A 14219-nucleotide genomic window follows, 5' to 3' on the forward strand; every position below is an offset into this window, starting at 1 on the left:
ATTAATTATCTACAAGCCCAAGTTCTTTCATCGGATCCATGCCTGTACGTGACCAGTCAATGGGAGAGACTCCTTCCGGCAGTTCAAAACGGCCGAACTCCTTGATATATGCTTCAGGGGTGTCAAGCTTTTTCAGGTACCATAGATCCATACAAAGCTTGGTTATTATGCTTTTTCCAAACTCCTTGCATACTGAATCTGACCACTGGAAACCCAATAGAACAACTTCCCATCTTTTTGTATTCTTATCTTCACGATAAATGAGAGTTGCAGTATCTTTATATTCCTTTTTCCATCTCTTTCTCTCTTCCTCGGTTGTATAGATAACAGAATATCCCCGTTTTCCAGGTGTTGCATTCAAGAGGGTCATAAGGGCATCTTCCTTACACCATGGTTGAACACTCTGGACAAAATATTTTCCCCCTGGTTTCTGGGAAAAATGATTTTTAACATAATTTACCATCATGATACCTGATGTTACACCAGGGCAGTAATGATCATGATATTCAAATGCTTTAATTGCAGAAACAGGTGCACCCTGTGCCATGGCATTGGCAATTGTGACAATTCTAAATTCATTGCCGCCAAATATTTTCTCCTTGAATTTTTTGTCATATGTGTCAGCGTTGGCATAAAGATGCTCTTCATCTATTTGCTCCACAGATGAAATGGAAAAAATGGCTTTAAGAGTAGCTTTCTCAAGCTCAACCGGAGAGGGTATGTTTGATGTTACTACCTGAAGATAGGCACAGTAGCCGGAGGCCTTGTCATATATTGCACACCAGAGGGGATCATCATAACGTGAATGTATTTCGGAAAATGTGCTGTTTCCTCTTTTGCATTCTGTTATTTCAATAATACCATCAATAACTCCCATCGTGCTTTGTCCCTGAACTTCTGCATAACCTGCATTGGTCATTGCAATAAGCTTTGATGTCGCTGAAGAAGTTCCCTTCTCTTTGATCATTTGAATTGCTTCTGTAGCAGCTCTTTTGCCTATTTTTTCCCAGTATTCATAGTTATTCTGCCCTTCGCTATCAGTGGCGCTGGAAGCAAAAACAGCGTTACTGAAACATAAACCCATAAGTACGAGAATAGCCTGAACTGCCAGGCAAAGTTTCGGTATGCCTGAAATCGTATTTTTCATTATTTCCTCCATAATATCTTAAAATAATTAATAAAAAATAGTATTAAAACATCAGTAAAAGCAAAATAAAAATAAGGCAAAAAAAAAGCCACGAAAACACAACAGAGTCATTTCTCTGTAAAGTGCCTTCGTGGCTTTTTTTAAATTTTTTACCTGTTAATAAAACATTAAGACAGGGAGTTTGTGGTTAACAACCCTGAAACCAGGTATTCACATCAATTTTTTTAATGAAAACAGATAATGTCTTCATTGTTTGTGGACGAAATTTTATCCATTATAATATGGAAAACCGAATGTTTACTTTTTGTGATGACCTCGTAATCATGAGGGGTATTTGTATTTATCAATACATTAATCATCTTCCTGATGAAATAACCCATCTCTCATAACTTAATTTAAAATGGCTGTCAATTTGTTTTTACATAAAATGGTTTAATGATTTTTAATTCAACAACCATAATTTCAAGATTACTATGTATTTCCACGGTAAGATTTTATCCTGGTACTAAATTTTGACCACATTATATTGCGGTTTATGCGTGATTAGGTTGTGGTTTCAGCGTGTATTGTCAAAAGATTTGGCAGTTTTTTGCTGAAAACAAGCCCCACCTCATGGACAGTGACCCCTTTAATGCCCCTGTACTTTTCTGCATATCCTTTCTCTTTGATTTGTTTTAGTGCAGGGTTGTGATGTATTAAATCCATCTCTTTCATAATATCGCCCTCTGCACTACTACCCACACCATTCATATCATTTACACCATCGACACACTTCATAGCCCCCACACTCTTCTGCTCCACCACCTTTATCTCCATGACATAAATATGCGTTCCCAGCTTTATGGTCATATCCACCTGGCCGTGGTTTGTTATATATTCAGGGATGATCTCTACATCTAAAGAGCTGAAGAAGGAGTAAAGCACAGATGCATAATAGCCTTCATAGCAAAAAGCTGAATTTTAGGGATTTTTCATGTTAGAACAAATTCACCCTGAACCAATACCCGAAATTAAAACTTGACCCTTAAACGGCATTCCTGTATATAAAATTGATAATTAACAGGCAGCAGAAGCTGTCCCCAAGTCAGAGAGTCGCTATAAGACAGTAGATTAAAAGGATAGATCAAAGCGTAGCAAAAAAGTCTACCATTCAACATAATTAAAATCCGAATATGTATCGGATTTTTTTGTTATCAACGTTATTATCAAAAAGGCCACGAAGGCTGATTTCTTTCCCTATATTGGGAAGAGGTGTCTTCGTGGCCTTTTTTTTATTCCGACAAGGAGTTCTCATGAGTTTGTTCAATGTATCCCATACATCCGAATCCGGTTCTACTTCCATGGACATACCGTTCCGTTTTCCTGGAGTCCGAACTCTGACACCCCGTCCCCTGAACCTGACGTCCCACCCCCTGACATCCGCCTTTCTTGCTCAGGTGCAGAAAAAACTGAACCTGTTTTTCCTTCTGCTCTTTTTGACAGCGGTGCTGGGCATCTGGGCTGTTACCCAGGGCGCTTATGACATCAGCCCCCTTGATGTTCTCAGGGCATTGGTCGGAGGAAACGGGCAGACATCTGACATTGTGATTCTCAATATCCGCCTGCCCCGGATTATTGCGGCACTGGTGGCCGGGTGGGGCCTCTCCCTTTCCGGGCTGACGATTCAATCCCTCTTGAAAAATCCCCTTGGATCGCCTTCCACCCTCGGCATCAGCCAGGGTGCCGCATTTGGTGCGGCGCTTTCCATTGTGATTTTCGGTGGTCAGGTGCTTTCCGTAACAGCCTTTGCATTTGCCGGCTCCATGGGGGCCACGGCCATCATTCTCATTCTGGCACGACTGAAACGGCTTTCCCCGGAAGCGGTTATTCTGGCCGGGGTGGCCCTCTCCTCCCTTTTTACCTCGGCCACCACCCTTATTCAGTATGTGGCTTCTGAAACCCAGTTGGCCCTTGTGGTGTTCTGGACTTTCGGTGATGTGGCCCGATCGAGCTGGGGGGAGATCGCTTTGTTGAGCGGAACAGTTGCTGTGGCCTCCCTTTTTTGCATGATCCGTAGGTGGGATCTCAATGCCCTGGCCTCCGGGGAGGAGTGTGCACGGGGCCTGGGGGTGAATGTGGATCGAATCAGAATTCAGGGGATGATCGCAGCGTCCCTTGTGGCAGCTCTGGTCACAGCCTTTCATGGTGTCATTGCCTTTGTGGGACTCCTTGCACCCCATATGGCCCGACGTATTGTGGGGTCGGATCACCGTCTGCTGCTGCCGTTCTCTTCCATCATCGGTGCGCTGTTGCTGCTTTGTGCCGATACATTGGGCCGGGTGCTGGTGGGGTCGGGTTCTCTACCCGTGGGGGTGATTACATCGTTCATGGGGGCACCCATGTTTCTCTATCTGCTCATCCGGGGCTATCGGTGATGACTGAGGGGCAAATGACACTTGAAAGAAGGCTTGATGTATCGGGCATCAATTTTTCCTATAACAGCCATCCGGTGCTGTCGGATATCGGTTTTTCCCTTGGGCCCGGTCAGGTGCTGGGCATCCTCGGTGTCAACGGTGCCGGCAAATCCACCCTGCTAAAATGCCTCAATCGAATTCTGAAACCCCATGCTGGAACCGTAATGCTGGCACAGGAAGACCTGCTCTGCATGACTCCCCGGGAGGTGGCCCGTCGGGTAGGATATGTGCCCCAGCGTCACACCGAAAGTCGATTGAGCGTCTATGAATCCGTGCTCCTTGGCCGGAAACCCCACATGGGATGGACGGTGTCACAAACGGACTACGACATTGTGGAAACATTGCTGACACAAATGGGCTGACACATCTGGGACTCAAACGAATGGACGAGCTCAGCGGCGGAGAGGTGCAGAAGGTTATGATTGCCAGGGCTCTGGCCCAATCCCCCCAGGTGTTGCTGCTGGATGAACCCACCAGTAATCTGGATTTGAAAAACCAGATGGAGGTCATGGGGTTGATCACTTCCGTTGTAAAAGAGCAGAATCTGTCCGCCATCATCTCCATCCATGATCTGAACCTGGCAGTACGGTTTGCTGATACCTTTCTGTTTCTTCGGGATCATCGGGTGCATTCTCTGGTTGCAAAAGCTGCGTTAACGGCGGAGACCATTCGTGAGGTGTACGGGGTGGAGGTGCTGTTGGAAAATGTGCAAGGGCATACGGTTGTTATTCCTTTATAAAAGAATGATTATATTAATTGCAAAATACATATAACGTACATGGCGGATTACCGCCACAATCGAAGGGATGAAAGTCATTTTCAAAACAGGCTGTTACGGAGACTTTCATATAAAAATACAAAATGTTAAAATATAAAATGTAAAGCACAACGTGCGAAATATAAGAAAACTCTAATACATTAAGGATAAATAATGAAAACATACCTGAAAACGAAGTCCTCATGGATTGCCATCATTGGAATGTTATTGAGTATGTGGCTGTTTCCCCTTGTTTCAGCAGCTTTTTCAGAAGAAGCGGTTAAAAGCGATGCTATTGTAAAAACAGACCACATCACCATCACGGATATGGCCGGTCGCACTGTCTCCGTACCCCATGATCCTGCGAAGATTGCCTGTATTGGTCCGGGTGCCTTGCGGTTGATTGTCTATCTTCAGGCACAGGATAAAGTGGCTGGTGTGGAAGATATGGAGAAAATGAATCCCGTCGGACGTCCCTATTGGCTGGCACACTGGGAATTGGAAACGCTGCCCCGCATCGGGCCGGGCGGCCCAGCCGGCATCAATAAAAAACCGGATATGGAGGCGTTGCTGGCGGTTAGCCCCGATGTTGTTTTCGTCACCTATATGGATGCAACCCTGGCCGATGATGTGGAGAAAATTCTTGGCATCCCCCTCGTTGTGCTGAGTTACGGGGCCTTTGCAACTTTTGATAAAGCCGTGTACGAGGCCCTTGAAATTGCCGGCAGGGTATTGAATCGGGAAAAGCGTGCTGCGGCGGTTGTGGCCTATATTGAATCCCTGCGCACCGATTTGCATAAGCGTACCGGCGATATCCCCGCAGATCAGAAACCGGGAGTATATGTGGGCGGCATCGGTTATCGGGGCGCACATGGAATTGAAAGTACGGAAGTCTCCTATATTCCCTTGCAATGGAACCATGCCACCAATCTGGCCGAACAGATTCCATCCCGCATCGGCAGCCATGTGTTTGCAGACAAGGAGATATTGCTTGGCCTCAATCCGGATGTGATTTTCATTGATGGCGGTGGCCTGGCTATGGTCACCGAGGATTTCCGTAAAAAACCGGAATACTATCAGGCCTTGAAGGCATTTCAGAACCGCCGGATTCATATTTTGCTCCCCTTCAATTTTTACACCACCAACATAGGCACTGCCCTGGCCGATGCCTATGCCATTGGAAACATCCTGTATCCTGAAAAATTTACTGATCTTGAGCCAGAGCAGAAGGCCGATGAGATTTACACCTTTCTGGTCGGAAAACCGGTTTATGGGGAAATGAAAAAGGAGTACGGAACCATCGGGCGGATTGCGCCGTTTTTGGAATGAAGGTGTCGCAGAGATGGAGCCCTCACAGAAGGGGAGTTCTCGAAGAAAGGAAGGTGTAGCAAAAAAGGAGCCGCTGCAGAATTGATCCGGCTCCTGGCAGGTGAGGGGGCATAAAAAACGGGCATGGGTCACATAGATATCGCCATTTGTTCCGTGCATGGGATTGGGCAGGCAGATATCCAGTTCCGGAGGCACAGCAATGGAGGCCATCCTCTCACTGCCCAGTACGGCCTGACACCATCCGGCAGCAAGATGAAGGGGCAGGGCGGGAATCATCCATTCGATTGTGATGCAATGTTCATCATGGCCGTTATAAGGGAATCACATCCAGGGCTTCTTTTATATGTCTTACAAAAATGCGGCTGATTCCGTCCAGCACCCCAATCCCGTCACGAATAAGAGAGACATCAATTCCCTGCGCTTCAAACGCTGCCTGCCATGAGTCGTCATCCCCTGTCAGATCCTCCTGAAAATGAACTCCGGCCACCAGCATGAAAGGGACAAGAAGCACCTTTGAAAATCCGGCCTGCTTTATCCGTTGTACCGTGGTGTCCATTTCTGGAAACCCCTCTACAACGCCGGTAAAAATGCTATCGGTGCCGTGGATATCTCTCATGATACTCTCCAGGGCAAAGTAGGATGTCCATGCCGGATGATCGGTACCATGCCCTATCAGAACCACTGCTCTTTTATTGCCAGAGCAATCCTTTTCAGACACATCATTTCCAGAGAAGCCAGTTCCGGAAAAAAGAGGTTTCATGGCATGGGCAGTATCCATGTAATCTTGCGGTGACGAGAGAAGGGGAAGGCCAAACGATAATCGAATATCCACCCGTCTTCCTTCCGATGCCAGTCTGTGCAGTTCATGACCACCGATGATATGGAGGGATTGCAGTACAGCCCACGGATGCCCCTGCTGCTGAAGCATCAAGAGAACCTCTGCCGGATCTTTCAAATCAAGGTTTGTGTTACGTCTCATGGCATGTTTTACCATTCTGGATGAATAGGCCCAGAAAACAGGCTGTTCCGGCATCTCTCTTTTAAAGAGCGCATCCATCTTCTCATAGGTTGAAAAGGCTTTGGCAGTGGTGCCAAAGGCAGTCACCACAATGGGGATCGCCTCTCTTGTTTCGATATCACGGTTTACGTCGTTCATCTTTTTCATGTCATCAGCCTTTAAAATTCTATCCCTTGCTGGGCCATTACCCCCATTGTGTAAGGATGTTTTATCTCCTGCATCTCAGTCACCAGATCGGCGGCTTCAATGAGCTTAGCTGGAGCATAGCGACCGGTAACCACCACATGGAGATCCTCTCTTCTATGTTTCAGATGGTTCAAAATATCGTCTGCTTTCAGGAATCCCAATGTTATCAGGTAGGTTAATTCATCCAGAATGACCATGAAATATTCCGGAGAATTCAGCTGCTCCCTTGCCAGATCCCATCCTTTCAGGGCCAATAGTTGATCTTTGTCAATATCGTCCGATTGCCAGCTAAATCCCCTGCCGGTGACAAAAACATCAACCAGATCTATATATCGTTCCACCGCAAAGAGTTCTCCATATGTTTCAGAGCCTTTAATGAACTGGATCAGACAGACTTTTTTATGATGCCCCATGGCCCTGAATGCCAATCCCAATGCTGCCGTGGTTTTACCTTTTCCATTGCCGGTATTTAAAATCAGTAGCCCTTTATCCATTTTTCAACTCCAATAGAATAGGATCAAATTAATTTACCCAGATTTGTTTGGGTTGCTGGAAACCACTTCCAGCAACCCTCTCTTCAATCAGAAGCCATAAGCTTTATTGAAGGAGAAAACAACGGCACCCCATAAGGCATGTGACCTGAAACCAATGCTTGAGCCTCAAATCTTTACTTAAAGGGGTTGTCAGGCGGCCGGTATTCCGCTGACATGTCGCTTATATGTGAAACAGGTTTTCAGGTAATAATCCCGTTTACCACCTGAGCCTGGCATCACCAGAAGGTCATCTTTTTTTTCTTCGTTTATCCTTGATTATTTAATTTTTTCGCCTGAAGCCCCAGAAAAAAAGTCCCAGGATGAGTAGAATGAACAGTGAAGCTGTCCACTGGATTCCTGATGATGTCATTTCAGTAATATCATCCTGTGGGTTCATATCCTTCATTTTATATCCTTCAATCGGTTTTTCCTCTGAAGTATCCTTCGGCTGCTTCTTCTCTTTATTTTCCGATGCTTTTGCCGGGTTATGATTTGTGTTGTTCCCTTGTGGATTTTTTACGTGATCTTGATTTTCTGGTTTATCCTCGACCCTATCCTCTGCTTCTGCTGCCATGTCAGGCGATACTGCTGACGCCCCCGGAGGTGATATCAGGCTATCGGAGAGTTTTTCCAGCAGAGCCTTTCGTTCCGTCACCTGCTGCTCAAGGGGCTTCTTTGCCATCTGTTCAATGGCCAGCCTGAACTTCTCCACGACCTCCGGCGACATCATGCCGGGAAGCGATATAATGTTAAACACCATCTGGTTGAGCAGAGGATTGTTACAGGTATGGTCACAGCAGGCCACCCCTTTTTCCACCACATTCATGGCATATTCGGCAGCCAGTTTCTTTCTCACCGTCTCATCCGCCTGCCAGTAACCCTTACGCACGGACTCCAGCATTCTGGCGGTCATGGACTGATAGGCCCAGGGGTTTTCCCGGTTGAAAAAGGACTTGATATCCTGACCGTATTTATCTTCCACATATACTTCGTAACTCTGCTCCCAAAGACTTTTGTCCACGGCATTGGGCGTGGTCACCTGCCACCCCCACATGTTTTCCATAAACTCGGCCATCTCCCTTGCTCCGGCATAATTTTCTTTTTTCATGCCTTCAATCCATTTGGGGTTGAGATACCGACTCCGCATTTCCCGACCCAGCGTGGCGGAAAGGGGCTCCACATGGCCCTCTCCCAATGTACTCTGCATGGATACGAAAACCTCCGGATCTTTTCCGGAAGCCTTGCGTACGGCCATACTCAGGCTGCCGAGGTATTGAAACATATCATCATTGTCCATGGTGCCGTAAAGATTGGAAGAGATGGTTTGAACGGTGGCATCAACTGCTCCCAGGTGTTCCCGGTAGGTGCTTTCCATACCTTTTCCCCAAAGCTCTGCGGAGTATCCATAGGACTGCATCCGTACAAATCCCTGTTCTGCCACAATATCATCTTTTTCCCACAGGCCGCTGTTGCCGGCCAGATCGTCAACTTTGGTGCCATAAGCTCCGGGAGGCGCACTGTATAGGCGAATCAGGGATAGCTTTTTCGCCTCTTCCGGGGAATATCCCTGGGTGATGAGAGATCTTTCCACATGCTCTGAATGGTTGCGGATAAAATTATCCAGATCCGTAAGGGTTGCGGCTTTTTTCACTGCCCCGTCCAGTAACAGGGCCACCAGAGAAAAGGTGTCCCGGAACAGGCCGGACATCTGTAGCAGCACATCAATTCGGGGTCGGTTCAACTCCCTGGCAGGTATGGGAATAACGGTTTTCACCTTATCCCGTTGATCCCAAACCGGCGTCATTCCCATGAGATAGAGGGCCGTGGCCACATTTATTCCTTCATCCCGGATGGTTTCCACGGACCAGAGCACCACCCCCACCTGCTGGGGATATTTCCCGTCGTGTTTTTTCCGGTACGCATCCAGGATATCCCGGGCCGCATTTTTACCGGCCTCCCATGCCTCCTTGGAAGGCACTTTTTCAGGATCAAATGCATAAAAATTTTTTCCCGTGGGTAGGCTTTCCGGATTGCGGATGGGATCGTTTCCCGATGCCGGAGGGATGTAGCCGCCATTAAGCCCCTGCACCAGGCTGTCAAGTTCTGAGGGGCCACATGCCCGAATTTGATCCGTATAGAACGCTTTTGATTTCTCTCCCTTTTCAGCCATGGCCTGGGCGGTTTCGTTCAAAGCATCGTTAGATGGAGAGATTCCAAAGGTATGCAGGCCATATGGGATCATTTCGGTTTTGAGTTCCAGCAGGTAATGCTCGATCTTCTGAAGGGCATAGCCATCCACTGTCTCCGCTTCCAATCGAAGATTCTTGTCCAATCCAAGATCCTTATCCAGGCCCAATCCAATGGTTATTTCCCGAATCCGTTCCAGGCGGGCAGATTTGATTTGATCGGACAATGCGGTGTCGTATTCACCAATCAGGGCCGTCAGTGTAGCATACTCCTCATAAATACCCCCTCGTTTAAAAGGGGGCACGGCATGATCAATGACCACAGCTCTGCCCCGTCGCTTGGCCTGAATTCCTTCCCCCACATCATCCACAATATAGGGATAAAGATTGGGAATATCGCCAATGAGCACTTCCGGAGGACACTTCCATGTCAGTCCGGCCTGTTTACCCGGCAGCCATTCGTGGGTGCCGTGGGTACCCAGACTGATCATTGCATCGGGCTGAACCTGTTCCTGAAGCCAATAATAAAAGGCATTATACTGGTGATGGGGATAGAGGATCGTGCTGTGGTAAAGCTTGTCCGGGTCGTCATTAAACCCCCGAACCGGCTGGGGGGCAAGGATCAGGTTTCCGAGCCGGATGCAGGGGATGACAAATTTATTATCCTTGACCATGATCCTGCTCTCTTCGGGGCGTCCCCAATCCTCCGTAACCTTCTCCTGAAATTCTTCCGGGGTTTTGGACAACCATTGACGGTAATCTTCCATATCGATCAGAGCGGCATTTCCCGCCCGGAGTAAACTATCCAGTTCATCCGGTGCCCAGGAACCGATATTTCGACCGGATTTAAGTAACAGATCCTTGATGCGTTCCTCGGTGAACTCCCCTTCAATGGCGTACCCTTCGAGTTTAAGACGTTCAATGATTTTATTGATGCTTCGAAAGACATTGAGATAACTGGCTCCGATATTCTGCTTGCCTGCGCCGTGATTGTAGTACATTAGAAATATTTTTTTATCTCTGTTGGACGTTTGTTTCAGTCCATGCCAGCGGGCAGTCCGCCGGGCCAGCAGTTCAACATGCGGCGCTACATACGTGTAGCGAAAGGCATTTGACTCTTTGGAGTTCTGAGCTTTGACGTTTGAGTTTTCGTCATCTGCGGCCATGGAATTTTGGTCTTGGGACACGCCTTTATCCTTTATTTTCACACCGATGACCGTCGGTTCAACCAGTCCGCTGATTTCCGGGTTGGAAAACTGAAATGCCATTCCCACCGGAGAAATACCTTGGGGACTCTCCAGCCACTCCTCTTTTGAACTGAAAAAGAGATTCTGGGTATTGAAAATCGGAACATTTGCCTGTTTCAACACCGATAGCAAATCCACCGTGAACATGGAACTGAACTTGAAGGCAAAGCCCGTAATGGAACCGAGGTTCCCTGCAAGGGGAGGCGTGCTGATAAGCTGAGTCAAGGTTTTATCCCACCCTTTCATCTCCCGCATCCAGGTCACGGTGTTGATACCCTGTTTTTCATAGGCCCGAATCAGGGCATCCAGAGCCTCTTTTTTCCCGTCGATAGTAAAAGTGGGGAAAATAACCGTAAGATTCCATAGTTTTCCCTCCTGAAAACGACCGGATTCTTTATACCACTGTTTGTACTCGGAAAAGGTGGAGAAAAATTCAGGGGCATCCGGGTGATACAGTGCGTTTTCCGGCGGTTTAACCGGAGGAGCAAAAGTGGTTTTGATGCCCAGATCCCGGTGGGCCAGAAATCGGAGCATCTCCACGATGTTTTCAGCTGAAGTGTAATCATAATATGCTGATATTTCTGGGTCTATTCGAAAACCGCCATCCAGAAAATCCTGGGTGTGACTGGAACGTCGTACCGCATATATCTGGAGATCGGTTTTCATTTTCTCCCGATTTTCCAGCAGCCATTCAGCTGGCTGGCTCTGCATTATATCAACCACTGCCACGTCCATCTGGCCAACGAAAATCGAAAAATCGGGTTGCTCCATATCCTTGTTCGTAAAAATTCGGATATCGGCATCCGGCAGGGTCAATAAGTGTAACGCACGGAGGCAGGTATAGGCATCGGAATCTGAGACAAATAGAGCAATGGATTTACCCGTGTTTTCGGCAGAGAGAGAAGCAGGTGTCACGAACCCGATCCAGATCCCAATGGTGTATAAAAGCAGAAAAGCGCCTGTAACGCTAAAAAATGATTTCATAACCCACCTTCACCAGTCGTCCGACTTCATAATAGAGATACTGGTTGCTGGCATCTTCCGACATATCGCCGGATACCTGAACGTCGTCATCGAAAATATTGTCCACGGCAACGGTCAGATAGCCTTTCCAGAGTCTGTACCTGGAAAAAAAATTCAAAACAGCACTGCTATCCAGATTGCGTTCCCTGGATCTAACAACATTGCAATTAACATCCAACGTCAAGGGCTCAGTAAGATAGTTGAGACCCACTGTGGTCTGTAATTTGGGGCCGGTCTGATAGGTTTCTCCAGCAGTATCTTCTGCTGTGGGATCGGCCCAGTACCCTGAGGTGTACAAGGAGATATTCTGAAGTTCACCCCCTTGATTTGTAAAAGGATTGATACCGATCTCCCATTCCACTCCTTTGCTGTCATACTCTCCGGCATTGAAATAGGTGAGCGGGTATCCCTGGGAGCGGTCGATTTCAATTTTCTCCTCATAGGCCATGTAAAAAAGGGAAAGGCGAAGGCGGAGGGCATTGAGATCATATTTCAGGCCTCCTTCATAGGTCCAACCCTCTTCAGGATCCAGATCTGGATTGCCTTTCAGAAAGGAGCTATCATAGTAAAGATTATTGAAAGTAGGTGCCCGAAATGCCTTTCCGGCGTTGACAAAAAAATTGAGGGTATTGGTTGCCATATACGTCAGGCCAACACTTGGCAGGAACTTATCATAATCTTTGGCCCCGGAGGCCCCGTCAATAAACTGCTCCCGTGCCCCGAAGGTGCCTGTTAGACTATCCAGCAGATTTTTTTTAAGTTGAAAAAACAGACTATAATCATTTCGATGGTGACTGCCGTACTGGTTGTTGTAGTTTGCCCCCCTGTAAACCCAGTCGGCACCCAAATTGAAATTCCAGCCTGCCAAGTCAAATTTATAATCTCCTTCCAGACCGGCATTGTAGTTTTTATTTTCATCATCCGGTTCATCCGGATCGGTGTATTCATTCCGCTGCATCTCATCGTAGCTACCAAAGAGTTTGCCTTTAAAGGTCTCGCTTTCATAACGGAAATCGGCAAAATTTTTGTAATGCTCCTGTTCGGTTCCTTCAAAGGGCTTATCACTACTGTCGTAATGCTTTTCAAAAGCACTGGTGTAATAGGATCCCATGTAATCAAAGTAAAGCTGATCAAAGAGCTGTGCATTGAGGTTCCAGGCATATTTGTCGGTTTCATCCAGATCATAGCGGTATTTTTTGGAAAAACTTCGGGAAATTTCCTCCTGGGAGCCCAGGTGCTGATAATTGAAACCAAGGTTTATGCCGGGTAAAGAAGTGCCAACACTGTGGTTGTGGTATGCGTTGTTTCCAAATTCCACACTCCCTGTAAAAGCGGTTGTGGCTTGGGTTTTTTTGGTGATGATATTGATGACGCCGCTCATGGCATCGGCCCCGTAAAGAGTGGATGCCGCCCCTTTGAGGATCTCCACCCGCTCGATCTGATCAAGGGGAATGGTGTTCAGATCATAGGCATGACCTGCCGCCCCCTGGATGGGGCAGCCGTTGATCAGGATCAGTTCACCATCCTTGATTCCTCGAATACTCAGGGTACTGTTCATGCCGCCATGGGAAATTCCCAGTGGAGCAAAGGCCTTGTAGTCAAAGCCGCCGACCCGTTTTAATGCATCGGAAAGATTATTGGCACCACTCTCTTTCAATTCCTCAAATGGTACCACCGTGACAAACCGGGGGCTCTCCTTTTCCTTGACGGGAAACCGCTCCGCCGTAACCGTTATGGATTCAAGTTCTGTGATCTGTTCCTCGGCAGAAGCAGAGAGAAATCCCGAAAACAGGCTGATGAGCAAAAACAGTAGTGTCCAATGGCATGTTCGTAATATGTAGTTACCAACCATTCTCTTTTTTCCTTTCATGTTTAAAATTTGGGGGGAGGTAAATGGAAATGGGTACGTGATTTAAAACCGGTTCCTAAAGGTACTATTCCGGCACATACACCATACTTCCATCCTGAAGTTCATAGGCAATACCGAGACGGTGTCCCTTGCCCTTGACACTCTCTTTGCTTACCTTTATGGCCTTCACCGTCTTTCCCTGTTTGGTGATGATCTCCATCTCCTGTGTCGCTTCATTCTGCTTTACCATCGTAAATGAAGCGTTCTCATTAAACAGATCCTGAAGATGATAGACGCTGAAAATCATCATGATCAGGCCCACAATGAAGACAAGACCGATATCAAAGAGATTGGCCACCCCACTCATGGGATCATCATCCCTGAATGCCTGATCCCCGAATCCTTTGCGGGATTTTCGGATTCTACGTCTGCTCATATATTTCACGGCATCTCCTTATTGGGTTCGGATAGTGGGTTTGTTTCTACTATTG

Annotated in this window: 10 protein-coding genes and 1 pseudogene; 4 read left to right on the forward strand and 7 right to left on the reverse strand. The window is 47.1% G+C overall.

The window, feature by feature from the left end:
* Nucleotide 1: 1 nt before the first annotated feature.
* On the reverse strand, nt 2-1147 hold the full coding sequence (locus tag MTBBW1_RS00850) for an FmdE family protein (RefSeq protein WP_186441013.1): 1146 nt from the start codon (nt 1145-1147) through the stop codon (nt 2-4).
* 543 nt (nt 1148-1690) lie between these two features.
* Nucleotides 1691-2080, reverse strand: a pseudogene (locus MTBBW1_RS00855) (PD-(D/E)XK nuclease domain-containing protein); the annotation flags it as partial.
* A 359-nt stretch (nt 2081-2439) separates the two neighbouring features.
* Between MTBBW1_RS00855 and MTBBW1_RS00860 the strand changes: the two are divergent.
* The 4 genes from MTBBW1_RS00860 (at nt 2440) to MTBBW1_RS00870 (ending at nt 5686) form a co-directional block, all read left to right on the forward strand.
* Nucleotides 2440-3561, forward strand: a complete 1122-nt coding sequence (locus MTBBW1_RS00860; protein WP_245809205.1) for a FecCD family ABC transporter permease — start codon at nt 2440-2442, stop codon at nt 3559-3561.
* A gap of 14 nt (nt 3562-3575) precedes the next feature.
* The gene (locus MTBBW1_RS29875; protein ID WP_222423962.1) at nt 3576-3962 is read left to right on the forward strand and encodes an ABC transporter ATP-binding protein; all 387 of its coding nucleotides are present in this window, start codon (nt 3576-3578) and stop codon (nt 3960-3962) included.
* A gap of 20 nt (nt 3963-3982) precedes the next feature.
* Nucleotides 3983-4339, forward strand: coding sequence for an ATP-binding cassette domain-containing protein (locus tag MTBBW1_RS29880; RefSeq protein ID WP_222423963.1), 357 nt, complete (start codon nt 3983-3985; stop codon nt 4337-4339).
* Nucleotides 4340-4531: 192 nt separating this feature from the next.
* Complete coding sequence (locus MTBBW1_RS00870) at nt 4532-5686, forward strand: iron ABC transporter substrate-binding protein (RefSeq protein WP_245809206.1); 1155 nt, start codon at nt 4532-4534, stop codon at nt 5684-5686.
* A 310-nt stretch (nt 5687-5996) separates the two neighbouring features.
* Here MTBBW1_RS00870 and MTBBW1_RS00875 read toward each other — a convergent pair whose 3' ends face one another.
* The 5 genes from MTBBW1_RS00875 to MTBBW1_RS00895 all read right to left on the reverse strand — a co-directional run bounded on the left by MTBBW1_RS00875 (nt 5997) and on the right by MTBBW1_RS00895 (nt 14164).
* A complete protein-coding gene (locus MTBBW1_RS00875; protein WP_080797818.1) occupies nt 5997-6851 on the reverse strand; it encodes a sirohydrochlorin cobaltochelatase in 855 nt (284 codons plus the stop codon).
* 11 nt (nt 6852-6862) lie between these two features.
* Entirely contained in the window at nt 6863-7384 is a 522-nt protein-coding gene (gene cobO / locus MTBBW1_RS00880; protein ID WP_080797821.1) for a cob(I)yrinic acid a,c-diamide adenosyltransferase, read from the reverse strand.
* A 319-nt stretch (nt 7385-7703) separates the two neighbouring features.
* Nucleotides 7704-11840 (reverse strand): cobaltochelatase subunit CobN, encoded by a 4137-nt coding sequence (locus tag MTBBW1_RS00885; protein ID WP_080797823.1) that lies wholly within the window; start codon nt 11838-11840, stop codon nt 7704-7706.
* The gene (locus tag MTBBW1_RS00890; RefSeq protein ID WP_080797825.1) at nt 11824-13731 is read right to left on the reverse strand and encodes a TonB-dependent receptor plug domain-containing protein; all 1908 of its coding nucleotides are present in this window, start codon (nt 13729-13731) and stop codon (nt 11824-11826) included. The genes MTBBW1_RS00885 and MTBBW1_RS00890 overlap by 17 nt, the downstream gene beginning before the upstream one ends.
* Nucleotides 13732-13813: 82 nt before the next feature.
* Nucleotides 13814-14164, reverse strand: coding sequence for a DUF2149 domain-containing protein (locus tag MTBBW1_RS00895; RefSeq protein ID WP_080797827.1), 351 nt, complete (start codon nt 14162-14164; stop codon nt 13814-13816).
* Nucleotides 14165-14219: the final 55 nt, after the last annotated feature.

The organism is Desulfamplus magnetovallimortis, from assembly GCF_900170035.1.
Taxonomy (GTDB): domain Bacteria; phylum Desulfobacterota; class Desulfobacteria; order Desulfobacterales; family Desulfobacteraceae; genus Desulfamplus; species Desulfamplus magnetovallimortis.